Source organism: Phaeodactylibacter xiamenensis, from assembly GCF_000759025.1.
Taxonomy (GTDB): Bacteria; Bacteroidota; Bacteroidia; order Chitinophagales; family Saprospiraceae; genus Phaeodactylibacter; species Phaeodactylibacter xiamenensis.
In genome coordinates, this window is the sequence record NZ_JPOS01000029.1 from 24,609 (window position 1) to 47,835 (window position 23,227).

A 23,227-nucleotide genomic window follows, 5' to 3' on the forward strand; every position below is an offset into this window, starting at 1 on the left:
TAGCTATGTGACCGAAGAGCAACGAAGAGCAGGGCGAAATTTGGCAAGAGCAGCCCAAAGGGTAAAATCCTAACAAGCTCTTTAAGCTTGACCTGAGCTACTTCCGCAGCGTACTGATGACGATGGCTTTCCGGCACCGGCAGCACTTGATATTCAAGTACCTTCAGCTTATCTTTGAAGGGACGGACGGGAAAGAAAAAGTCAGCGCAGTGACGACCTACATCCTGGGGGTGGCAGAGCGTTCGGAAGAAGAGTTCCTAAAGCAAATCCAAGACACAAAATTCACGATAAAACCAGAAGTCATGAGTACGTTGGAGCAAATTTTGGAAAGAGGTCGAAAAGAAGGGCTGGAGAAAGGCATGGAGAAGGGCATAGAAAAAGGCATGGACAGGGGGGCATACAAAAATAGTATTTTCAACCTGCTCAAAACCGCTGTGCGTTTTCCTCAACTAACTACCGAAGAGCTGTCTGATTTTACTGAAGTGGATTTAGAAACCGTCAACAAGTTACTGTCTGTCAAAGCACAGGGCGATGCAGCTGCGCTAAGCAATTACGTCCGCGAAGACCTGCTTGCCGATACCCCACTGAAGGCCGAAGATGAAGAAAAGCTGGATCAGCTGGTCGGGCAATTGATGGACATGTAGTGCGGGGACAAGCCATTTTTGTGAATAGCGGTCTTTTCCCTGTGACCCTTTTGAAACTACCCAGGATACTGGTGATTTTTTACGCTTTTCCCTCCTCCAGGCACTACATTTTTCTGCCTTTCTGAATGTGTACTTATTGTAAAAAGTACGGTAACAAAAATCACCCCCCAAAATGCCAAACCTTCCTTCCCTTTTATGCGCTTTATAAGTACTTTCGGCCAAACGGAATGAAATAATTACCATGAAATTTAATCCATCCTACACCGCTGTCAGCCCCGAGGAAGCGGTCGCATTAGTCAAAACCGGGGACAAGATTTTTATTCACAGTGCTACCGCAGCCCCCAAGACATTAATTGAGGCACTGGCCAAACGGTCAGAGGAGCTCCGGAATATCCAAATCATGCACCTGCATACTGATGCGCCGGCGCCTTACGCCGATGAAGGTATGGAAGACTCCTTCCGGGTGAATAACCTCTTCGTGGGAGGGAATCTGCGGAAAGCCGTACAAGCCGGCCGGGCAGATTATATCCCGATCTTCCTGAGTGAAGTGCCCCTGTTGTTCCGCCGAAAAATCCTTCCGTTAGATGTGGCGATGCTGCAGGTCTCTCCTCCGGATAAAAATGGTTTCTGTACACTCGGTGTTTCTGTGGATGCCAGCCTCGCCGCTGCGCAATCCGCCAAGACCGTGATCGCGGAGATCAATCCTCAAATGCCACGCACTCACGGTGATGGCGTTATTCATATCAGCAAGTTCGACCGGGTGACAGAGGTGGACTATGCACTCCCGCAAATTGCCCTGCCTGAGCCTACCGATATCGAAAAACGCATTGGTCAGCATATCGCCAACCTCGTTGAAGATGGCTCCACCCTTCAAATGGGCATTGGTACCATCCCCAATGCCGCGCTGGCTGCCATGAAAAACCATAAAGAACTGGGTATCCACACCGAGATGTTCTCCGATGGCGTCATTGAGCTGGTAGAGAAAGGGGTTATTACCAATCAGCATAAGGTAAAGCACCGCAACCACATCGTAACGGGCTTTCTGATGGGTACACAAAAAGTCTACGATTTCGTAGATGACAACCCTCTGGTCCGCTTCCTGGACATCGCTTATGTGAACGATACGGCTGTGATCCGCCAAAACCCCAAAGTTGTGGCCATCAACAGCGCCATTGAAATAGACCTGACCGGTCAGGTGTGTGCGGACTCGATCGGTACGCGCGTGTATTCCGGTGTGGGCGGGCAGATGGACTTTATACGGGGGGCTTCTCTTTCAGAGGGCGGTAAGCCGATTATTGCATTGCCTTCTGCGACCAACAAAGGCATCAGCCGTATCACTTGTATGCTGAAGCCAGGTGCAGGCGTTGTGACGACCCGTGCGCACGTGCACTATATCGTTACGGAATATGGCGTAGCCGAAATGTTCGGCCGCAACCTCCGTCAGCGGGCTCGTCAGCTGATTTCCATTGCGCACCCCGACCACCGGGAAGAGCTGGAGAAGCAGGCTTACGAGCATTTGCACCTGAAGACCTGGAAGTAGCCTACACTTTCCAGTCCTGACTTTTTCGGTACACCGTACCTTTAAATATTGCAGCCAATTGCCCATCGGCCTTACGGACTTCCACCCGGTAAAGGCCGATGCGGCGGCTGCACTGTTCTTCCGTAGCTGTGGCAGTAATGATATCTCCTGCCTTTAGGGGAGCCGTATGTGAAATGGAAGTTTCAATACTCAGCGCATGTCTGCCCTGTGAGTTGGAGGCAAAAGCCAGCGCGCTATCCGCAAGGCTGTAGCTGATCCCACCGTGCGCGATGCCAAAACCGTTGAGCATGGTTTCCCGTACCTCCATCCTTAGCACACAGTGGCCTGCTGCTACCGCTACTACTTCGATGCCCAACCACTGACTAAAAGCATCCTTACTGTACATCTGATCAACGATTCGTTCCGCTTTTTCCATAGTCATTGTTTTGTCCGGAGCCACCCCAGGTCCGGAGGCATAGGGAAAATATTGATTTGTTCCAGCATAATACCATAATATTCTGTATCTTGAGTTATATTTTTTTGAATATCCAGGCAGCGTTTCCCCTGACCAAGCCATCTTAATGATAGGTTTCGCCAAGCTTAACCTCCCGCTAACCTGGGTATTTTGAACAAACTATGGGTTCCTACATTAGGGGAAAATGCAGTGGTGTAGGGCGTATAGCTCAATAATTTCCTGTGACGGAAAAAGAGATTGTTCAAGGCTGTATAAAAGAAGACCGGCATTGTCAGCAAGCGCTTTTTGTGCGCTACGCTGGGAAGATGCTAGCGGTATGCATGCGGTATACCCGTCACCGGATGGAGGCGGAGGATATACTGCAGGACGCTTTCGTGAAGGTCTTTGATAATATCCATAAATTCCAATTCAAAGGCTCCTTTGAAGGCTGGATCCGGCGAATTGTCATCAACACCGCCCTGAAAAACTACAGCAAGAAAAGCTTTCAGCAAGAACAAATCGGTCTGGAAAACCAGCCCGAATATTCAACGGAACCAGAATCCTACAAAAACTTAGAACAAGAAGAAATGCTTCGCCTGATCAATCAGCTACCGGAAGGGTACCTCGTGGTCTTCAACCTCTACGCTATTGAGGGGTACAGCCACAAGGAAATTTCCGATATGCTGGGTATTCAGGAAAGCACATCACGATCCCAATTAGTCAAGGCCAGAAAAATGCTTCAAGGCATGATTGTTAAAATTCAAAAAATTGCAGTATGAACCGACAACATCCCCTGGATGATGCGTTTCGGGACAAATTGCAGGACCTGACCACCGAAACGCCAATGCATCTTTGGGAGCAAATAGACCAAAAACGCAATTGGAAGCACCGTTTCCTAAATCAGATCCGGCATTACAGACCATTCGCAACTGTGCTGGCCTCAATGGCCGCCGCAGGGGTAGCTCTGTTGCTTTGGAACAATCAGCAGCCCACACTCACTGCTTTTCCTGTTCTCGCAACACCACACCAACCACAGGTCGCCCTCCGGGCAGCGGCCTCACCTTCTGTTACAAAAACGATTGAACAACACAAAGAAACTGAAAGCACCGCTTTCGCAAACACCTCACGCCCTGCGGCGCGCAGCCCGCAATCCACACTCAACATTTCTGATGAGCCGTCCGTCATAGCAGTGCCTAAGGCTACTGTTGCCCAATCGGCAGCCATCACTACTCAACAATCCACTCAGCCATTGGCTTCTGCTGTATTGGATTATTCTAAAACGGAAGCCAACCCGCTAGCCACAGCGGAACAGACCACCCTTGCCGTTTCTGCATCGGTCCTGCCAAAGCCTGCGCATGAAGCGGCACTGCCCGGCATCGCTGCCGTATACGAGCGGGAGCAGAAGGCGGTGTTGCCTGCGCTGTTCAATCCTGAGCCTAAGTGCGCACAGTTTGGCAATGGCAATTGGGGGATTTACGTCGACCTGATGGTGTCGCCTGACCTGGCTTTTAGTGATCTCGAAGCCCGCAATGCCAACTTCGAAGACTATGCCAAGAGCCGGCGGGAAACGGAGTCTTTTGTCTTCGCCTACAGCGGTGGGGTACGCCTCTCCCTCGAAGCAGCAAACGGGCTGGCTTTCCGTACCGGGATCAACTACTCGCAGGTCAACGAAAAATTCACCTACTTTAATGGTACAGAACGCCGGGAAATCACCGAGCCGGTCCGTGACAATCAGGGGAATATCATTGGGTATGATACGATCGTAACGGTGGGCGAGCGCTACAAAGTGAGCCGCAATACCTACCGCATGCTCGATATCCCGTTTATCGTGGGCTACGAAATGGATATGGGCAAGTTTGGGCTGTCGGTTAACGGCGGTGCGTACCTGAACCTGCTCTTCCGCCAAAGTGGCGACTTCCTTTCACCGGAAACACTTACGCCCACTCCGCTTAACCCGGAGGACCCCAATACAGTTAGTGTATTCAAGCGGCAGGCTGGTGTAGGCTACTATGGTAGCGTTGCCCTGACCTATGCTACGAAGTCAGGACTTGAACTGCTGATTGAACCGCACTTCAAGATGTTCCCGAACTCGGTCACTCAAGATCAGTTCGCTGTGCAGCAGCGCCATATGAATGCGGGTATATTTATGGGCATTCGGAAACACCTGTAGGCTATCATTCATAAAGAGTAAAAATAGCAGCGCTGGTTTCAAACTACTGAAGCCAGCGCTGTTTGTGTTATATAACTTTCCTAAATTCGCTTTCTAACTGATAACACATCAATGAAGTATTCAGAACTTGGCCGCACCGGCCTTAAGGTGAGCAAAATTTGCCTGGGCACTATGACTTTTGGTGAGCAGAATACCGAAGCAGAAGGGCACGAGCAACTCAGTTACGCCGTTGATCAGGGCGTCAATTTTATCGATACTGCTGAAATGTACAGTGTGCCGGGCCGCCCGGAAACGCAGGGCAGCACTGAACGCATCATCGGCACCTGGCTCAAAGGCAGGGGCACGCGTGATGACGTTATCATAGCCACCAAGGTAACGGGCCCTTCCACCGGGCTTAAGCACATCCGCAACCCGCTGCGCTTCACGCCGGAGCAAATCCGTACCGCTATTGAGGGCAGCCTGAGCCGCCTGCAAACCGATTACGTGGACCTATACCAGCTGCACTGGCCGGAGCGCAATACCAATTGTTTCGGCAAGCGCGGCTATAAGCACAACCCCGATGAGGCATGGGAAGACAATCTGCCGCAAGTGCTGCAAACGCTGAATGAATTAAAGGAAGAGGGGAAGATTCGCCACTACGGAGTATCTAACGAAACGCCCTGGGGCCTCATGCGCTATCACCACCTTTCGGAAGTGCATAACCTGCCCCGCATGGTGAGTATTCAGAACCCCTACAGCTTACTCAACCGTACGTTCGAGGTCGGGCTTTCAGAGGTAGCTATGCGCGAACAAACCGGGCTGCTTGCCTACTCGCCTATGGCTTTCGGGTTGCTGTCGGGCAAGTACCACCGCAAACAGGATCAGCCGCGCGACCGCATCAATAAGTTCAAGCAGCTTTCCCGGTACAATAGCCAGAATTGCCAGGAAGCGACCGCCCGCTACCTCGCCATAGCCGAAGACTACGGGCTCAACATGGCACAAATGTCCCTCGCCTTTGTCAATCAACAGCCTTTTACAACGGCGAACATCATCGGAGCGACCACGATGGAACAACTGCGGGAAAATATCAGTAGTATTGAAGTCACGCTCAGTCAGGATGTACTGAACGAGATAGAAGCGGTGCACGAGGCGATTCCTAACCCTGCACCCTAAAAGTAAGCGGGTATTGGGCATATCAATTGCTCAGTACCCGATTTTTCTACCATTCCATGTTGGGATAGGCACGCTGCACGAATTGCAGCTCAGCCAGAATGTAGCCCAGGTATTCCGTATGCATGCGGCCATCCTTGCCACCGCTTTGCATGTACTTGACTTCCGGCTTTTGGAGGGTGGCTTGCTGCAGGATTTCGTCTATTTTGGCTTGATAGGGTGCCTGAAGCGCGGTAAGGTCCGGCCCAATTCCAGCTTCGAAGATCGTCTGATCCACGGCATCCGGGGTAAGGAGCTCACCGGTGTAGATGAAAAGATCGTCCAGTGCTGTCTGTATTTTTTGGTGGCTCTCTGCCGTCCCATCGCCCAGGCGGATCATCCACTCGGAGCTGTACCGCAGGTGATAGGTGATTTCCTTTAGTGACTTTTCAGCTATAGCTTTGAGGTGTTCGTCCTTGCTGTTGACGAGGCTTTTATGGAGGAGAAAGTTAAAGGCATCAAAGAGAAACTGCCGCACGATGGTATAGGCAAAGTTTTCATTGGGCTGTTCCACCAGGAGCACATTCCGGTATTCCATGACGTCCCGCTTGTAAGCCAAATTATCTTCCGTACGCCCTTTGCCCTCAAGCTGAGCGGCATACTGCAACAAGCTGCGTGCCTGCCCCACCTGATCAAGGGCGATGTTGGTAATTGCGATGTCCTGTTCGAGGATAGGGCCATGTCCGCACCATTCGGAAAGGCGGTGGCCAAGGATGAGGGCATTATCGCCCATGCGGAGCAGGTATTGGTATTTGGCGTCGGCTAATGTCATGATCAAACGGTCTGAGACTTACAGAATCAAAGGAGGAAAAGGCAGCCCGGAAGGAGCTCCGGGCTGACAAAGCACTTACATATGTTTCACTTCGTCCGGAAGATTGTAGAAGGTTGGATGGCGGTACACCTTATCATTGGCCGGGTCGAATAGAGATTCGCTTTGGTTAGGGCTTGAGGCCGTGATATGTTCGGATTCCACCACCCATATACTTATACCTTCCATACGGCGCGTGTAAACATCGCGGGCATTTTCAATCGCCATTTCAGCATCAGCAGCGTGGAGGCTGCCTACGTGCTTGTGGTTGAGGCCATTTTTGCTGCGGATAAAGATTTCCCACAGGGGCCAGTTTTTCTTTTCGCTCATTGGTTAGGCTACTTTTTGATCTTTTTTGGCAGCTTGGCGCTGTCGGCGTTTTTCAGCATGTGCCAGAGCGGCGTCGCGCACCCACTGCCCTTCCTCGTGGGCCCGGCGGCGTGCTTTCAGGCGCTGACGGTTGCAGGGGCCCTCACCGCTGACAACCTGCCAGAACTCGTCCCAGTTGATGGGCCCAAAGTCGTAGTGACCCGTTTCTTCGTTGTATTTCAAGTGCTCATCCGGTATCGTCAAACCAATAAATTCTGCCTGTGGCGCTGTGATGTCCACAAAGCGCTGCCGGAGCTCGTCATTGGTGAAGCGCTTGATTTTCCAAGCCATCGACTGAGCGGTGTGCTTAGACTCTGCATCGTTGGGGCCAAACATCATCAATGAAGGCCACCACCAGCGGTTAAGGGCATCTTGCGCCATCTTTTTCTGCGCTTCGGTGCCCCGGGCAAGGGTCAGCATGATTTCATAACCCTGACGTTGGTGAAAACTCTCTTCCTTACAGACGCGGACCATCGCACGGGCATACGGCCCGTAAGAACAGCGGCATAGTGGCACCTGATTCATAATGGCAGCGCCGTCTACCAGCCAGCCAATTGCTCCGATGTCCGCCCAGCTTAGAGTAGGGTAGTTGAAAATACTGCTGTACTTGGCGTTGCCGGTGTGGAGCTCGTCGAGGAGGTCATCCCGCTCTGCGCCCAGGGTCTCGGCAGCACCGTAGAGGTACAAGCCATGCCCTGCCTCATCCTGTACCTTCGCCAGAAGGGCGACTTTTCGGCGCAGGGAAGGGGCGCGGGTTACCCAGTTGCCTTCGGGCAGCATCCCTACAATTTCGGAGTGGGCATGCTGTGAAATCTGCCGGATCAGCGTCTTTCGGTACTTGTCCGGCATCCAGTCTTTAGGCTCTATTTTTTCTTCGGCATCAATGCGTGCCTGAAATTGATCTTCGAGGTGTGCGTAGTCTGCTGGCGCTTTCATGTCGTCATTAGGTTATATCAGACGGCAAAATAGCCTTTGCGATATGCAAATATAATAACTTGATACTATAAAAACGAACGTTTGTTCGTTTTTGTTCGCATAAAGCGCAGCTTCGTGTAAGCATCTGTCTGTCAGGCCTGTTAAGACTTGAAAGCCGTTCGCACCACATTAAGGAAATCGGTGGCAATAAGCGCATTGGAAGCGAGCATTTCTCCACCATGCAACCAGTTGCCCCCGCCTTGAAAATCAGTCACTATCCCACCGGCTTCCTGTACGATCAGGGCGCCGCCAGCTACATCGTAGGGCTGCAGGCTGTATTCAAAAAAGCCGTCGAAGCGGCCGCAGGCTACATAAGCCAGGTCGACTGCAGCCGAGCCAAACCGGCGGATGCCCCGGGTGTGCTGCATGAAGTGCTCCAGGGCCTTCAGGTAGGCTTGTGTCTGATCATAATCGTAGTAGGGGAAGCCGGTAGCCAGGAGCGACTCCGGCAGGCTTGGCCGCTGACTCACCCGGATAGAGCGCCCGTTGAGGTAGGCCCCGCCGTCTTTCCAGGCATAGAATGCTTCGCTTTGGTTGACTTCGTAAACGATGCCGAGCACAAGTTCCCCTTCCAATTCCAGCCCCAGGCTAATGGAGAACACCGGCAGCTGAAAAAGGAAATTGGTGGTGCCGTCAAGGGGGTCTACAATCCATCGCAATTCTCCTTCCGTATTCTCCACACTGTCTTCTTCAGTTAGAAAACTACAGCCGGGAGTGATGGCTTGCAGGCCTTCCACCAGCTGGACTTCAGCAGTCTTGTCGACGTAGGAAACCAGGCTGTTGAGCGCTTTTTCTTCGATTTGACTGGTGCTGACATTGCCCAGTTCCTGGCGAAGGAAGCGGGCGGTTTGTTCTGTAAGTAACACGGCTTGCCGGCAGATGTTAGATAGGTCCATGATTAGTCTTCGAGTTGATAAATGGCAGGCAGGTTGCGGCCGAGTTCATTGTAGTCGAGCCCGTACCCCACTACGAACTTATTGGGGATTTCAAACCCGGTGTAATCGGCCTCCAATGGTTTGACCCGTGCCTCAGGCTTGGAAAGCAGTGCGGCAATGCGCACCGAAGCCGGATTTTGTGCCTGCAGCTGGGGCAGGAAAGTATGCAGGGTGCGCCCCGTGTCGATGATGTCTTCCACCAGGATAAGGTACCGCCCTTCTACAGGCGCTTTCAAGCCAATCATGGTGATGACTTCCCCTGAGGAACTCGTCCCCTCGTAGGATTTCAGGCGCACAAAGGCAAAGTCAGCATCGAAATGGCAGGCTCGGGCCAGATCAGCGGTAAACATAAATGCGCCGTTGAGGATACCAATAAAGAGCGGCTTTTTATCCTGATAGTCTGCTGCAATCTCCTGCCCGAGTTCGCGTATGCGGGCTTGTATCTGAGCTTCGCTTAGGTAGGGCTTGAAATGGAGGTCGTGCAGTTGTATGCGTTCTGCCATGTAGTGGGCCGTTTTGCTACAGTAATGACTGAAAGTTAGGAATGGTTGCGGGCAACTTCCTTACCGCCCGGCGTTTTTTTAGTCCAGGCCGTACCGGTCAATGAGATATACCAAACTGAGCATAGAGGCCGCGCCCAGCTCTAACTCTCGTTTATTGACCACATCCGGCCCGTCAATAGGGGTGTGGTGGTAATCGAAATAGCGCTGTGAGTCCGGCTTGAAGCCAAAGAGCAACCCTTTTTGGCTTTTGAGGCCGGAGATGTCGGCACCGGAACCTCCTTTCTCAAAGTCCAGCCCATAAGGCGCAAGCAGAGGGATCCACTCGATGACCCGCTTGAATTTTTTAGTAAACACCTCATCGTGCCCGTCCGCCGTGAAGCCCCGTGGGGTGAAGCCGCCCCGGTCGGATTCAATGGCTGCCGTATGGTATTCTTTCTGCTCGTTTGACCATTTCCAGTAGGCCCGCCCGCCACGCAGCCCGTTTTCTTCATTCATGAAAAGCACGCAGCGGATCGTCCGTTTGGGCTGATAGCCCATTAGCCGGATTTGGCGTAATACCTCCATCGCATGTACGCAGCCGGCGCCGTCGTCGTGTGCGCCCGTGCCTACATCCCAGGAATCCAGGTGCCCGCCCACAAGTATGATCTCTTCCGGGTATTCCGAACCGCGGATTTCACCGATCACATTATAGGAAAGGGCCTCGCCGAGCATGCGGCTGTTGTTGCGCATGTACACGCGCACAGGCTCTTCCCGGAGCAGGCGGCTGAGGAGTTCTGCATCATTCGTGCTGATCGCAATGGCCGGGATGGGATCGGCCTGATCATCGTAGACTGTGGAGCCGGTATGTGGGATATCATCCAGGCGGGTGTTCAGGGAACGCACTAATGCCCCCACTGCACCGTAACGGGCCGCCCGGGATGCGCCATACACCCGCTGCCCGGCTGCCTTGCCATATGCAGCAAAAGTATTCAGCTCAGTGGGGTCCATCGGTTGATTGAAGAAGGCGATCTTGCCACGCAGTTGCTCGCCCAGGCTGTCTACCTCATCGAGGCTGCGCAATTCCACTACCTCCGCTGTGATACCGGCAGAGCCCGTACCTACCGAATTGCCCAGAGCCAAAGCATTCAGATCTACACTGCCCATCTTCATGGAGTTGACGATGCGCACCCGTTCCGGTTCGCCCCGCTCCCAGTGCGGTACCATGACTGGTTGCAGCCATACACTATCGAGCCCGAGGGTGTCCAGCATCTGACGGGTATACTCTACCGCTGCGGCAGCCTGTGGAGAGCCCGCCAGCCGCCCCCCGATGCGCCGGGTCAGGTATTGCAGCCAGTCGTAGCACTGACTGTTGGTGAGGGTGTGGTCGTAAATTTTTCGGATGAAGAAGGCGTCCTCGTCGGTGGGACTATCCTGTGCGTGTATTAAGGGTGCTGCCAAAAGGGACAATACCAATACGCTGAGCATGATTTTGGTAGATCTCATACCTCAAAGATAATTTTTTTCATTTTTTTTCAGGAAATCTTCCGGCAAGGCAGCTGAAAATCAAACAGAACGGGGTTCGGAAATTTATTTGGTTCGAATTTAATGACCGGAATTAAATTTTAGGAGGGCGCTTATTTTTTTATTAAAATATCTAGAAACCTATATATGTGCCTCTAGAATATAGTCAAATTTGATTAGAAAAGACCTTTTGTTTTAAGTTTTATAAACCCGGGCCTGCTTTTTTAACAATTTTGTTATTGTATTTTTTACACAAAGTACTTACCTTTGTAATATCGAAAGAGAGAAAAACAGAAAAGCGCTTTAAAGCTTTTCTTTGTTATAGAAGTTATAATTTGGTTTTATTTGGTTAGGGCTGAGGTAGTGCTGTGGTAGCGCTGCCTCTTTTTTTTTGTTCTGACTTTACGGCCGCTCATTGCCATTTCGCTTCCACCTCAATTTCCTGTTTTTCGGAGAGCACCGTTTCCTGAGTGGTCACTAACCGGTATCCTTGGCCGGGCTGAAAATGTAAATCCTGACGGACATCGGCAACGAGGCTGTTGGTACGGTTCTCAATGTAAATGTCTGAGACCTTTCCCTGTTCGTATTGTACGCGCAGCAGCCGGGTTTTAAGGTCTTCTCCGGTAGCCGTGTAGGCGACTTGCTTCAATTGGCTCCCCTCAAAGGTGCTGTCGGCTTTGTATTTGTCGACCCAGGCTTTACGGTTGATATCAGAGTTGAGAAAGGTCTTTAGCTCCGTCCGGTAATCGAGGGAGTCAAATTGCTGAGTTTCCTGTTGCCCTTCCACCGAGATGGTCTTGCGGACCTTGGGCTGTTTCTGGTTCAAGTCGGAGATTTGACCTTCGATGTAAGCTTCAAGGTCGAAGAAAGGATCAGGTTGGTTGGCCACAGCGGCGACCTGTTCTTCGCAGGAAGTGTGGAGTAACGTGGTGAGCAGTGCCAAAGCAAGCAAAGGAGCATATTTCATCTTGATAAAGGTCTGACGGTTTTTCATATCCTTTGAGAACGCTTTTCCGCCCATCAGGTTGCAGCATCGATAAACGGGTAACGGATATCCGTAAGGTAGAGCCCATCCGGAGGGGCGCTGAGGCTTTTGGGCAGGCGGGTTTGCTGCTCAAGCGCGGTGCGTACAGCTTCCAGGTCGAGCTTGCCCTGTGCGACATTCAGGCACATGCCCACGATAAGCCGTACCATACCCCTCAGAAAACGATCGGCAGCAATATGGAAGACCATGCTATGGGCTTCCCGGTCTATGATCCACTCGGCCCGGCGCAGGTCACAGCGCATCGTCTTTACATCGGTATTTGACTTGCAAAACGGGTAAAACTCCTGGTACTCCAACAGTAACTGCGCGGCTTCTTGTAAAAGCTCCTCGTCCAGTTGCCCGGTAAAGGGAAAGAAATACCGGGTGTCTTTCCCGAAAGGGTTTTTCCGAAAGTCGATGTGGTATTCATAAGCCCGGTGGGTAGCATCGAAGCGGGCATGCGCTTCCGGCCCCACTTCGATAAACCGGTATATGGCAATATCCGGGGGCAGGAATTTGTTGATCCGCCGGTCGAAGCCCTGAGGGAAGCTGCCTTCGAAATCAAAGTGCAGGAAGTATTGTTTGGCATGAACGCCGGCATCCGTCCGCCCGCAGCCCACGACCTCAATAGGCGTATTGAGAATGGTGCTCAGCGCTTCCTCAATAGTGCCCTGTACACTACGCTGCCCGGGCTGGGACTGCCAGCCTACGTAATTGGTGCCGTTATATGCCAGTTCTGCGAAGTACCTCATCGAATAGCTATGCCTGGCGCAAAGCTACAATTTAATCCCAATCCCAGTAACTGCCAAACCCGCCAAACCGGAAGGTAATGCCAACCGTTGGACTGCTGAAATCCTGATTGTCCAATCCCGGCAGGCGGCTGACGCCATTCACAATCCGGTAGCCGCCGGTCAGGCCAATGCGGAAAAACCTGGTCATGTTCAGTTCTATGCCAATCTCGGGGGTAAGGACAAAAAGGCGGTCCGAAGGCAGGTCGGCTATGTCGTGTTCCAGATCGGCCCGGCCCCAGCCCACTTTCAGGCTGGAATAGAGGTGCATCTTTTGTTCGATATCCCTCACATAGCCAAACCAAAGGCCACCGTGGCCGAAGTCAATATCCGCGTCAATTTCGGTCAGCTCCCCATCGATTGCTGTTTCAAAGTTGACTTCCGGGTAGTCGGTACCCATGCCGTAGCCGCCAATAAAGAATTCATCAAGAATAATTGCGCCGCCGCCGCCAACGTCAGCTACCAGTTGGCCGTTAATGGAGCTGAACTCAAGGATAGGGCCACCAAAAGCACCAAAAGACGATACATCATCAAAGAGGGCTTCGTGCTGTGCCTGAAGCAATGTTGTGGCCAGAATGCAAAGAGTGAATAAGGTCGGGTATTTCATATTGGTTGATTTTTAATCCTTAAAGCCGGGCGCTATCCGCCCTAAACATATCCTGCTTTTATGATGTATTTTAAGAGGATATACCCCTATTGACCGATCAAACCCTTTATTCATCAATCAAGTAGAGTATGAATTTTCAAGCCGAAGTCATTGAGAAAAGCCACGAAATGCCCGTAGTGGTGGACTTTTGGGCCTCCTGGTGCGGCCCGTGCCGGGTGTTAGGCCCGACTATTGAAGCGTTAGCCGAAGAGCAGTCCGACCGTTGGGCATTGGTGAAGGTCAATACCGAAGAGGAGCAGGCCCTGGCATCAGAATATCAGATCCGCAGTATCCCTAATGTCAAAATGTTCCACAAAGGGCGGGTGATCGCTGAATTTGCCGGCGCACTGCCCCGTACGCAGATCGAAAACTGGCTGGCGAATAACCTGCCGGATGGCAGAAAGGAAACCCTGGACCTTATCCTGGAGCGCCTGGACGGCGATGGCGATCTTTCTGAGCTGGAGGCCTTTGTAGCGCAGTACCCGGACATGAAGGATGCCCGCCTGGCTTTGGCAATGGCGCTGGCGGTGAGTGCACCCGACCGGGCGGAATCCTTGCTGCAGCCCATCAAAGCAGGGGAACCTTCTGCAGAACAGGCCGAAGCAGTCCGGACCATCGCCGAATTGATGAAACACGAAGCGGACGACTCTGCGCCCGGACAGTCCATCGCCAAAGCCCAGGCTGCATTGAAGCAGCGGGACTGGGAGAACGGCATCAAAGCCATCATCGAAGCGGCCGGTAAGGACAAGTCCTATGCGAAAGACCTGCCACGACGGGCAGCTATCGCCTGTTTTCATGCCTGGGGCAACGACCATCCGCTCACGAAAACCTACCGCCGGCAATTTGATATGGTACTCTATTAGTATCTTTAACGAACAGCAGGTTTAGTGATCGAATTTGGCTTTTTGATAGGCTAAAGACTGCTTACTTTCATTTTGAAAGGGGCCCGTGCTGACTTGTTGGCATGGGTTTTTGTTTTTTGGCAGGGGCGGAATAGATCACCCAAAAATCAAAGCAGTACTGACAAAAGTCATTTCACGGCCATAACCCCGCCATTACATTTGTAGTGCTTAATAAAACAACGAGCTACATGGCAACACAATCCTATTTAATGGGCGCTATTGCAGTACTGGCATCCGTTGCCGGGCAATGGTGGCTGGCTGTTTTAGCCGCATTGATGTTGCTCTACTTTGGTGTGCTGAATGCCAAGGTTTCGGAACGTCAGTCAGACTGACTTCCCGTAGCTGCATGTTATTGAGCCACAAGTTTTTCATACTGCTTTTTTCAGGCACCATCAGCGTGCTGAAAAAAATTTAGTGTTATCGGTTTTAGATAGAGCCCTTCATGCCAGCGAAGGGCTCTGTTTTTTTTTGCAGCTATTGAAGTCTGCCCAAGAGCACATAGTATTTTTCAATCTGCTTCGTTTACCACAATTTCCCTATCTTCAACCACAGAACTAATGCTCACCTTATGCACCAACAGTGGTATGTCATCGCTAACCCCGTCTCCGGACAGGGCAAAGCGGGCAACAACTGGACCGATTTACAGCAGAAGATAGCCAGCTACCTGCCGGTTAGTGACTGGGCGGTGACCACCGAAAACGGGCATGCCACGGAGCTGACCAAACAGGCGATCGCCCAGGGCTACCGCCGTATCCTTACCGTAGGAGGCGATGGGACCAACCACGAAGTAGCCAATGGGATACTTTCTCAATCGGTGGCCCGGTCGATTGATATTCACCATGCCCTGCTTCCCGCAGGCACCGGCAACGACTGGGCACGGACCCACAGCATCCCTACCAAACCGGATGACGCCTTGTCCATGATTGCCAAAGGGCATACCGCCTTGCAGGACGTGGGCCTGATCAACTACCAAAGCCATGACAAGCCGGCTTCCCGTTACTTTGTCAATGTAGCCGGACTAGCTTATGATGGTTATCTGGTGCAGCGCTCTATGCAGCGCAAGCCCGGAGAAGGCGGTAAGTTGTTTTACCTCTCGCTGGTTACAAAATGCCTGTTTGAATACTACCTGCAGGAAGCGGTGGTGGAAGCCAACGGGCAGTCCTATCAGGACTTCTTCTACACCATCAATTTCGGGATTGGGAAGTACTCCGGGGGCGGCATGCAGCTTGTGCCCCACGCGGAGCCGGATAAAGGAGCTTTTGCGGTCACCTTGGCCGGGCAGATCAGCCGGCTGGGCGTGCTGATGAATACCTATCGGTTTTATAATGGAACCATCGGGTCACACCCCAAAGTCACAACTTTCTTTGCGGAGGAGGCCGATGTGAAAGCCACGCCCGGCGCACCGCCCACCTTGCTGGAAGCCGATGGGGAATTCCTGGGCGAGACGCCCGCTCACTTCCAAATTGTGCCGAAAGCCCTGCGGATAGTGGTGCCGGAGTAGCGTGACTTATCGGCAAGAACCCGTCCTAACACCAAAACCTTACCATAATGATTCGTTTTATCTGGATTTCCATTTTCACCATTTGTGCGCTTCCCTTTACGCAGGCGCAAGTGGTGGAGCGCAGCGTGGGCATGAGTGCCGGCGTGCAAAATGCCTTAGTTCTTGAGGTCCCCGCCGTTGATGCCGGGCTGGTTTCTGACCTTTGGAAGGACTACATGAAGGATTTCTACCGCGAAAAGCCCAAATGGCAGCGCAAAGACAAAGAATGGCTCTCTGACGATGCAGACATCGCGGCTCTGGGCATGGGCAACACGGTGGACGTCATCGCCAAAACGGAGCAAAAGGGCGATAACACCTTTATATGTATGTGGATTGATCTGGGCGGGGCCTACCTGAATTCCAGTCAACACCGCGAGCGCTATACCGAAGCCGAGAAGATGCTGGTCCGGTTTGGGCTGGAAGTGGCCCGCGCCAAAGTCAAAATTGAACTGGAAGAACAAGAGGGTATGCTCAAGGACTTCAACCGCGACCTGGAGCGCCTCGCTGCCGACAAAGAGCGCTATGAGCGGGAAATACAACGCGCCAAAGAGACTATCGCCAAAGCCGAAAAGGACATCGAGGACAACCTTAAAGCACAGGAGGAGATGGCAGCGCGTATCAAAGCTCAGGAAGGCGTGATTAAGTCTGTGCAGAAGCGGTTGAATGATTTGTAAGGCGCCGCTATCTGTGCTGAGGTTGAGGTTGAGAACAGGCTGGGGCTGCCGGAGCGGGATGAATAGCTCGCTATTCCCGGCAGGAAGCCATAGCAGAGGCGCTCAGCCTCAACCTCAGCCATGCGAATACCCTGCCCCTGATTTCATGAGCAGCAAAGCCTCGCATTTTACCACACTGCGCATATGCCCGTTGCCCGCCCGTCCCCGATTTTCACTTCAGTAGCTACTACTTTCCCTAAAGTTTGTATTTAGCCGTTAAACCAACTACATTTGCATGGATTTTCGCGAAGGTAGCTTATCTTTGCGTCTCTTTAGCGTAAAGTGGAGCATTCACAAGCCGCTTCTAAACAGAAAACGCCTGTGGATGAGTAGAATTGAAACATTGATTTTCAAAAAACATCGGTCTTAAGATGGCTTTGATAAGTAAAATTAGAAAGAATTCCTGGCTGCTGGTCGTACTGATCGCACTGGGTCTGATCGGGTTCATTGTAATGGACATGACTTCTGGTCAGCAAAGTGTATTTGGCAGCTCTCAGACTATTGTGGGCGATATTGAGGGTAAAAAGCTGGACTGGAATCAGTTTTACCGCACAGAGCAGGTCTTGTACGGCAACTCTGGTGGTGACCTGTACAGCCGCCGCAGCCAACTGTGGAACTACTTCGTAGAAGAAGCACTGGTGAAGGAAGAAGCCGAAGCCCTTGGCCTCGGTGTGAGCAAAACCGAATTGCTGGACCTTCAGTTTGGCACCAACCCAAGCCCGGTCATTCAGCAGCGTTTCCGCAACCCACAAACGGGCCAGGTGGATTTTCAGCAGCTGAATCAGATTAAGACTGCTATCGAGGACGGCTCTATTGCGGAGGACCCCCGGCTGATGTCTTACTGGGCACACCAGGAGAACGAAATCATCAAGGAGCGCCTGCAGAGCAAAATCAATACCCTGGTATCCAAGGCTATCTATACCCCAACCTGGATGGCAGAAATGGGCCATGCCGAGCAAAATGCACCCATCAGCCTCGCTTATGTAAAGGTGCCTTTTGATGAGGTGGACAATGCCGAAGTGACGCTTTCGGATGCGGACTACGAGGCCTACCTGAAGGAAAATGCGGAGCAGTATAAGAATGACGAAGAGACGCGTATCCTGGAGTACGTGGTTTTTGAAGTAAAGCCAACGGTTGAAGACTCCGCAGCACTGCGCAACCGACTGGCGGAACTGCTTCCCGAGTTTGAAACAACCGAAGACGATACCGCCTTCACGGAGCGCAATTATGGCGTGCCGCCGAGCACTTTCCTCACAGAGGATGCCATTAGCGCATCAATCAAGGATACGGTAATGAATATGCCGGAAGGCAGCGTTTACGGCCCTTACATCGATCAGGGCAAGTACCGTGCCGTGAAGCTGGTGGAGCGCCGTATGATCGCAGACTCTGCGGATACCCGCCACATCCTGATTCAGGCACAGGCACCCGAGCAGTTTGTATCGGCTGAGAAAACCATCGACAGCCTGCAAAACCTGCTGGAAACCAATCGGGCAAGCTTCGATTCTCTGGCAATCAGATTCAGTCAGGACCCAGGCAGTGCTTCCGATGGTGGTAAGTACGAGGGCGTGACTCCTGGTCAGTTCGTACCTGAATTCAACGAAGTCCTCTTCATTACTGGCGATATTGGCAAACTGTACAAAGTACGGACTTCTTATGGCTGGCACCTGGTTGAAGTACTGAGCCGCAGCGCTTCCACTACACCCCGTGTGAAGGTAGCCTACCTGGAAGAGTCTATCGTTCCACTGGAAGAGACACAAGAGAATATTGAAGCGGACGTCCTGGCCTTTATCGGTGAGAACCGCGACCTGGAAACACTGCGGGAAAACGCTGCTGCCCGTGGACTGGATATGAAGACCTCCACTGGCCTGACGCGCAATGCCTTCTCCATCGGTGAGCTGGGCGGTGGGCAGGCGAGCCGCGACATCGTTCGCTGGGCCTTCAACGCAGATGTGGGTGAAGTTTCCCCTGAGCTTTATGGCTATCAGGACCCGGTAGACTACTATACCAACAAGTATGTGGTAGTTGGTCTTCGTGCCCGTCAGGCTGCTGGCCTGCCTGCGGTGGCGAATATCAAGAGCCAAATCGAACAGCAAGTCATCAACAAGAAAAAAGCAGAAATGCTGGCCGGAAAGATTAGCGGTACTGATCTGCAATCTATTGCTCAGCAGTTTGGTACGCAGGTGGATACTGCTCGCAATGTAGCTTTCAATGCGACATTCGTACCCAGTCTGGGCTTCGAACCTAAGGTGATCGGAAAAGCATATACTATGGAGCAGGGCAGCGTTTCTGCACCAATCGAAGGCAAGACAGGCGTGTTTGTCGTGCAAGTCCTCAGCAAGCCTGCTGCAGGTCAGGCCAGCAACATCCCTGAGCTGCGCCGCACCATGTCTTCTCCGGTACAACAGCAAGTACCTGCCCGCCTGATTCAGGCGATGAAGAAAAACGCGGATATCGAGGACAACCGTTCTCGCTTTTACTAGGATTAGTCTCTTTGAGGACCGATCCGCAGAAAGCCGGCCTGTTGCCAATCAGATGCAGCAGGCCGGCTTTTTAGATTTGGCAGGCCTTGACCCTTGCTTTGTTCACCTCAATGGGCATCAAGGCGCACAGCGGACTTTGTCATTTTTAGATTTTTGTCCATCTTTGCAGGCAGAATAACCATTAACACAAAAAATAGCCATCATGGGTGATGAAATAAGAAATTCAGGAAAAAAAGGATACATGATACTCGGTGCCTTTATTTTCTTCCTGCTGTTTGTCATACTTGTCGTTAGCATCTACCAGTACAACTTCAAGTATATTGGTTAATTGGGGCCGGGCCTACAGGCTGGCTTCGGCAAGTCCGGGTAAGTATGCCCTGTCAGATGCCGCCGCTCGTTCCTGTTAATCTTTAAGTCGGTGTTAGGAAATCGCTCCAAAGGGTGAAACCCCGTCACCGTTTCCTACTGCTCAGGTCGGTATCGCATCAGGTATGCGGTACCGATTTGTTGTTAGTGACGGAAGTAAATGATCAAGTGAAGAATTACGCTTTCCCCTTCTTTTGGTAGGCATCATGCAGCCCTTCCCCGTTCATGATTTTGTCCACACACTTTTCGATACGGGAAATCCGGGTTTTGGACTGCTTGGGGGCGGAAAAATAAAGGACATACCCTCTCTGCCTGCCTGGGGTGAGCGCTTCAAAGGCGTCTTTGAGGACAGGGTCCTGCTCCAGCCACTCCTGCAGCTCTTCCGGCCAGGGCTCCGGGCTTTTATTGAGCTCGATTTGTAAGCCCGCATTTTCGATTGCAATAGCCTGTTGAATGAAATCATGGGTGGCTTCCCTTAGTGCCTCGACAGCATCCGGGCTGGTAAACTTCAGCAAGCGGGAGGCTTGGGAGTTAGGGCCGGGGGTGGAAAGGAGCCCTGCATCATCTTTGAGCAGCGCCCCTTTGAAGAAGCTGATCGCGCAGTGGTTTTTGAAAGCACTGAGCAAGAGCACGTTTTTGCCATTGAGGGTGTAGCAGGGCACGCCCCACTTTGCCGTTTCTATTAAGCCGCTTTTGGACAAGATGCCCCGGAGCGCGTGCAGTTCAGCGCTCCAGGCATGCACTTTGCATCCGGGTGTACCGCCCAACGGGCACCGGCCACAGCCTTCCGTAAGGTAACCCTCTACAGTCGTCTGCATCATGTTTAGCGCTTCCGGCGTTTGTTGCGGTTATGGCTTTTGCCGTTGTTGCCGCCACTGCCCGCAGGCACGGTTTCTTCCCGCACCCAATCCATTTCGATTTGCCGCTTGGCGAGGTCAGCCCGGGCGATGCGCACCCGTACGCGCTGTCCCATTTTGTACTCCTTTTTGGAAAAGGCCCCAACCATGCGCAGGCGGGAATCCGATACATCAAATGGTTCATCCAGCGTTTCAAAAGGCACCATGCCTTCGATCAGGCCGGCTTCCAGCTCCACAAAGAAGCCCCGGTCCATCATGCCATTGATAAAGCCATCGAATTCTTCGCCAATGTGCTTCTCAATGTACTCCACCTGCTTGTACTTGATGGACTCGCGCTCGGCGGTGATGGCGTTGCGCTCCTTTTTGGAAATGTGGCTGCACTGATCTTCCAGGCGCGATTTGTTGACGCGGTAGAAGTCGTTGTGGCTTAGGTTTGGCTCCAGCAATCGGTGCGCCAGTACATCAGAATAGCGCCGGATAGGGGAGGTGAAGTGGGTGTAATACTCAAAGCCCAGCCCGTAGTGCCCGATATTTTCGGTGGAGTAGGCGGCCTTGGCCATGGTACGGATGGCCAATGGGCTCAGCAGGCGCAGTTCAGGGCGCTTTTGTACTTCCTGTGCCAGGCGGTTGTAAGCTTTGGCAACCTGCTCCGGAGAACTGATATTCATATCGAAGCCCATCTCGCGGGCAAAGCGGGAAAGCTCCATGACTTTGTCCGGGTCAGGCTCATCGTGGATACGATAGACATAGGGGATTTCCTGGTCCCGTCCTTTCAGGCTAATAAACTGTGCCACCTCCCGGTTGGCCAGCAGCATGAAGTCCTCAATCATCATGTGCGCTTCCTTGCGCTCTTTGATATAAACCTCCACGGGAACGGCGTCTTTGTCCAGTCGGAATTTTACCTCCTCTGTCTCAAAATTGATAGCGCCTTCCTTGTAGCGTTGCTTCCGCAAATGACGGGCGAGCTTAGCCAGTTGCTGAATTTCCTGGGCAAAACTGCCGCCCTGTCCTTCAATGCGCTCCTGTGCCTCTTCGTAGGTGAACCGCTGATCCGAGTGGATGACCGTTTTGCCAAACCACCGGTTAATGATCTTATTGCTCTTATTAAAGACAAACAGAGCAGAAAAAGCCAGCCGGTCGACATTAGGGCGCAAAGAGCACAGGTCATTAGACAGGCGCTCGGGCAGCATTGGCAGCACCCGGTCCACCAGATAAACGGAGGTGGAACGGTTGAAGGCTTCCTTGTCCAGCGGATTGCCTTCCTTGACGTAGTGCGTGACATCCGCAATGTGCACGCCAACTTCTATCTCCCCGTTTTCCAGGTGGCGGATGGACAGGGCATCGTCAAAGTCCTTGGCATCCTCGGGGTCAACGGTGATAGTGGTTACCTCCCGCAGGTCGCGGCGGCGCTTGATTTCCTCTTCGCTGATCCGCGCGGGCAGGTACTCGGCTTCCCGTTTGACATCTTGCGGGAATTCCAGGTCAAAGCCGTTGTTGACCAAAATGGTCTTCATCTCAATATCGCTGCTGCCGGCTTTGCCCAGTACCGTTGTGATTGTACCTTTCGGGTTGTGCTTGTGGCGGTCGGGCCACTCGTCTATACGTACGACTACCCGGTCCTCATCGCTAGCCTGTGGCATATCCTTCATGTTCACCTCCACATCAATAGGGGGCACGATATCAATGGTTACTACCGCGTGCTTGGGGTACATCCAAAGCGTGCCGATGAAGTGGTCGCGGGCACGCTCCAGGATTTGCTCGACTTCGCCTTCCGGTTTGCGGCGGCCCGAGGGCGTCCAGGTTCGAATTTTGACTTTGTCGCCATTCATAGCTGTATTCAGGTACTTGGCAGAAACGTGGACGTCCTGCTCCTGCCCTTCACAGACAATATAAGCATCGCCACTGCGAGTCATATCCACTATGCCAGTGGCGTACTGCCCATTGCTACGGGCGGCGTGGTCCTGCCGGTTGAGCTTGAACTTGTAGTCGCCGGTGGGCTTCAGTTCGTTGCTTTCGGAAAGCTTTTCCAGCGCATCCTGCACAGAATCTCTGTTGTTGGCGACTTTTAACTTTCGGACAATCTGTTTGGGGTTCAGTTGTTTCTTTGGGTGGCGGCGGAAGAGCTTCAAAACTTCTTCGCGCAGCTGACTGGCGCTGAGTTTACGGCCAGTCTTTTTGGAGTTGTGTTTTCTGTTTTTACTCATGATATTTTTGGGTGTTTAGAAAATCGTTGTCCGGTCCTTGGCGAGGTTGGCAAGCGCAGGGCTACAGGACCGGAAATTTGTGGGTAAGTCAGTAATAAATTAAATGTGTTCTGTGATTTGCCCTTCAGGCAAGAGCTCCAAACGGTTGGCAGTGCTCTTAGCCGGGTCAAACCCTTTATTTTGATTCGCCTGGCTCTGACCAGAAACGATGTAAATCTTCCAATCGTCTTCGATTGTAGCTACTGAGGTGGTCAACGTGCCGCCCTGTGAGATGGTTCCCGCGATGACCCGTTTGTCGATTAGCTCGCCTTTTTTGTTGAAGGTCACCAGAGAATACTGATAAGACATCAGCATCGCCCGCCAGTAAATGATCGCATGAAAATCATGGGTGTCGGGGATGCGCATACAGGGCACAAACTCTGTATAGTCGTCCATCGGCTGCCCTTCAATGGGAAGGATGAACTGCTCGATCATCACGGCCGGCAGCGGATCGTTTTTCTGACTAAAAGCATGGTGGGCTTCCTCTGCGAGCGTAATGGGCAGGGGAACTTCAGGGAACTTATCTAGAAAGTGGGAAAAACTAACTTTAGGTTGCCGTTTTGGCTTGTCCATAAAAATTGTAACTATTGGCAGCCGGGGCTA

The 23,227-nt window shown here is 52.2% G+C and carries 23 protein-coding genes; 10 read left to right on the forward strand and 13 right to left on the reverse strand.

What is annotated here, in order from left to right; all coding sequences use genetic code 11:
- Positions 1–122: 122 nt before the first annotated feature.
- On the forward strand, positions 123–644 hold the full coding sequence (locus IX84_RS11295) for an RpnC/YadD family protein (protein ID WP_152605008.1): 522 nt from the start codon (positions 123–125) through the stop codon (positions 642–644).
- Positions 645–885: 241 nt separating this feature from the next.
- A complete protein-coding gene (locus IX84_RS11300) occupies positions 886–2,184 on the forward strand; it encodes an acetyl-CoA hydrolase/transferase family protein (protein ID WP_044220333.1) in 1,299 nt (432 codons plus the stop codon).
- A 1-nt stretch (position 2,185) separates the two neighbouring features.
- On the opposite strand, the gene paaI is transcribed toward IX84_RS11300, so the two are convergent.
- Entirely contained in the window at positions 2,186–2,599 is a 414-nt protein-coding gene (gene paaI / locus IX84_RS11305; RefSeq protein ID WP_238578265.1) for a hydroxyphenylacetyl-CoA thioesterase PaaI, read from the reverse strand.
- A gap of 260 nt (positions 2,600–2,859) precedes the next feature.
- Between paaI and IX84_RS11310 the strand changes: the two genes are divergently transcribed.
- From IX84_RS11310 to IX84_RS11320, 3 genes are all read left to right on the forward strand, one after another.
- Complete coding sequence (locus IX84_RS11310; RefSeq protein ID WP_044220336.1) at positions 2,860–3,396, forward strand: RNA polymerase sigma factor; 537 nt, start codon at positions 2,860–2,862, stop codon at positions 3,394–3,396.
- Positions 3,393–4,787: a hypothetical protein gene (locus tag IX84_RS11315; protein ID WP_044220339.1), complete on the forward strand. Its 1,395-nt coding sequence runs from the start codon at positions 3,393–3,395 to the stop codon at positions 4,785–4,787. The genes IX84_RS11310 and IX84_RS11315 overlap by 4 nt, the downstream gene beginning before the upstream one ends.
- 111 nt (positions 4,788–4,898) lie before the next feature.
- Complete coding sequence (locus IX84_RS11320; protein ID WP_044220341.1) at positions 4,899–5,939, forward strand: NADP(H)-dependent aldo-keto reductase; 1,041 nt, start codon at positions 4,899–4,901, stop codon at positions 5,937–5,939.
- Between the two features lie 46 nt (positions 5,940–5,985).
- Here IX84_RS11320 and paaC read toward each other — a convergent pair whose 3' ends face one another.
- From paaC to IX84_RS11365, 9 genes are all read right to left on the reverse strand, one after another.
- Complete coding sequence (gene paaC / locus IX84_RS11325) at positions 5,986–6,747, reverse strand: 1,2-phenylacetyl-CoA epoxidase subunit PaaC (RefSeq protein ID WP_044220344.1); 762 nt, start codon at positions 6,745–6,747, stop codon at positions 5,986–5,988.
- Between the two features lie 75 nt (positions 6,748–6,822).
- Positions 6,823–7,113, reverse strand: a complete 291-nt coding sequence (paaB, locus tag IX84_RS11330) for a 1,2-phenylacetyl-CoA epoxidase subunit PaaB (RefSeq protein ID WP_039722707.1) — start codon at positions 7,111–7,113, stop codon at positions 6,823–6,825.
- A 3-nt stretch (positions 7,114–7,116) separates the two neighbouring features.
- On the reverse strand, positions 7,117–8,088 hold the full coding sequence (paaA, locus tag IX84_RS11335) for a 1,2-phenylacetyl-CoA epoxidase subunit PaaA (protein WP_044220350.1): 972 nt from the start codon (positions 8,086–8,088) through the stop codon (positions 7,117–7,119).
- Between the two features lie 140 nt (positions 8,089–8,228).
- Positions 8,229–9,023 carry an inositol monophosphatase family protein gene (locus tag IX84_RS11340; RefSeq protein WP_044220353.1) on the reverse strand — a complete coding sequence of 265 codons (795 nt, stop codon included), beginning with the start codon at positions 9,021–9,023 and terminating at the stop codon, positions 8,229–8,231.
- A 2-nt stretch (positions 9,024–9,025) separates the two neighbouring features.
- Positions 9,026–9,565 carry a hypoxanthine phosphoribosyltransferase gene (gene hpt / locus IX84_RS11345; protein ID WP_044220355.1) on the reverse strand — a complete coding sequence of 180 codons (540 nt, stop codon included), beginning with the start codon at positions 9,563–9,565 and terminating at the stop codon, positions 9,026–9,028.
- 78 nt (positions 9,566–9,643) lie between these two features.
- Positions 9,644–11,047, reverse strand: coding sequence for a M28 family peptidase (locus IX84_RS11350; protein WP_044220357.1), 1,404 nt, complete (start codon positions 11,045–11,047; stop codon positions 9,644–9,646).
- A 430-nt stretch (positions 11,048–11,477) separates the two neighbouring features.
- Positions 11,478–12,059: a hypothetical protein gene (locus IX84_RS11355; RefSeq protein ID WP_044220359.1), complete on the reverse strand. Its 582-nt coding sequence runs from the start codon at positions 12,057–12,059 to the stop codon at positions 11,478–11,480.
- 26 nt (positions 12,060–12,085) lie between these two features.
- Complete coding sequence (truA, locus tag IX84_RS11360) at positions 12,086–12,841, reverse strand: tRNA pseudouridine(38-40) synthase TruA (protein WP_044220361.1); 756 nt, start codon at positions 12,839–12,841, stop codon at positions 12,086–12,088.
- Between the two features lie 31 nt (positions 12,842–12,872).
- Positions 12,873–13,484: a hypothetical protein gene (locus IX84_RS11365; RefSeq protein WP_044220363.1), complete on the reverse strand. Its 612-nt coding sequence runs from the start codon at positions 13,482–13,484 to the stop codon at positions 12,873–12,875.
- A gap of 128 nt (positions 13,485–13,612) precedes the next feature.
- On the opposite strand from IX84_RS11365, the gene trxA reads away from it, so the two are divergent.
- The 5 genes from trxA to IX84_RS11385 all read left to right on the forward strand — a co-directional run bounded on the left by trxA (position 13,613) and on the right by IX84_RS11385 (position 19,158).
- Positions 13,613–14,386, forward strand: coding sequence for a thioredoxin (gene trxA / locus IX84_RS11370; protein WP_044220365.1), 774 nt, complete (start codon positions 13,613–13,615; stop codon positions 14,384–14,386).
- 227 nt (positions 14,387–14,613) lie between these two features.
- Positions 14,614–14,757, forward strand: a complete 144-nt coding sequence (locus IX84_RS33325) for a hypothetical protein (RefSeq protein ID WP_160213737.1) — start codon at positions 14,614–14,616, stop codon at positions 14,755–14,757.
- Positions 14,758–14,993: 236 nt separating this feature from the next.
- Positions 14,994–15,926 (forward strand): diacylglycerol/lipid kinase family protein, encoded by a 933-nt coding sequence (locus IX84_RS11375; RefSeq protein ID WP_044220367.1) that lies wholly within the window; start codon positions 14,994–14,996, stop codon positions 15,924–15,926.
- A 47-nt stretch (positions 15,927–15,973) separates the two neighbouring features.
- Positions 15,974–16,639, forward strand: coding sequence for a hypothetical protein (locus IX84_RS11380; protein ID WP_044220369.1), 666 nt, complete (start codon positions 15,974–15,976; stop codon positions 16,637–16,639).
- Between the two features lie 410 nt (positions 16,640–17,049).
- The gene (locus IX84_RS11385; RefSeq protein WP_044220371.1) at positions 17,050–19,158 is read left to right on the forward strand and encodes a peptidylprolyl isomerase; all 2,109 of its coding nucleotides are present in this window, start codon (positions 17,050–17,052) and stop codon (positions 19,156–19,158) included.
- Positions 19,159–19,700: 542 nt separating this feature from the next.
- Here the strand turns inward: IX84_RS11385 and IX84_RS11390 are convergent.
- The 3 genes from IX84_RS11390 to IX84_RS11400 form a co-directional block, all read right to left on the reverse strand.
- Positions 19,701–20,345: a YdeI/OmpD-associated family protein gene (locus tag IX84_RS11390; protein WP_202965237.1), complete on the reverse strand. Its 645-nt coding sequence runs from the start codon at positions 20,343–20,345 to the stop codon at positions 19,701–19,703.
- 2 nt (positions 20,346–20,347) lie between these two features.
- Positions 20,348–22,585 carry a ribonuclease R gene (rnr, locus tag IX84_RS11395; protein WP_044220373.1) on the reverse strand — a complete coding sequence of 746 codons (2,238 nt, stop codon included), beginning with the start codon at positions 22,583–22,585 and terminating at the stop codon, positions 20,348–20,350.
- 99 nt (positions 22,586–22,684) lie between these two features.
- Complete coding sequence (locus IX84_RS11400) at positions 22,685–23,197, reverse strand: hypothetical protein (protein ID WP_044220374.1); 513 nt, start codon at positions 23,195–23,197, stop codon at positions 22,685–22,687.
- Positions 23,198–23,227: the final 30 nt, after the last annotated feature.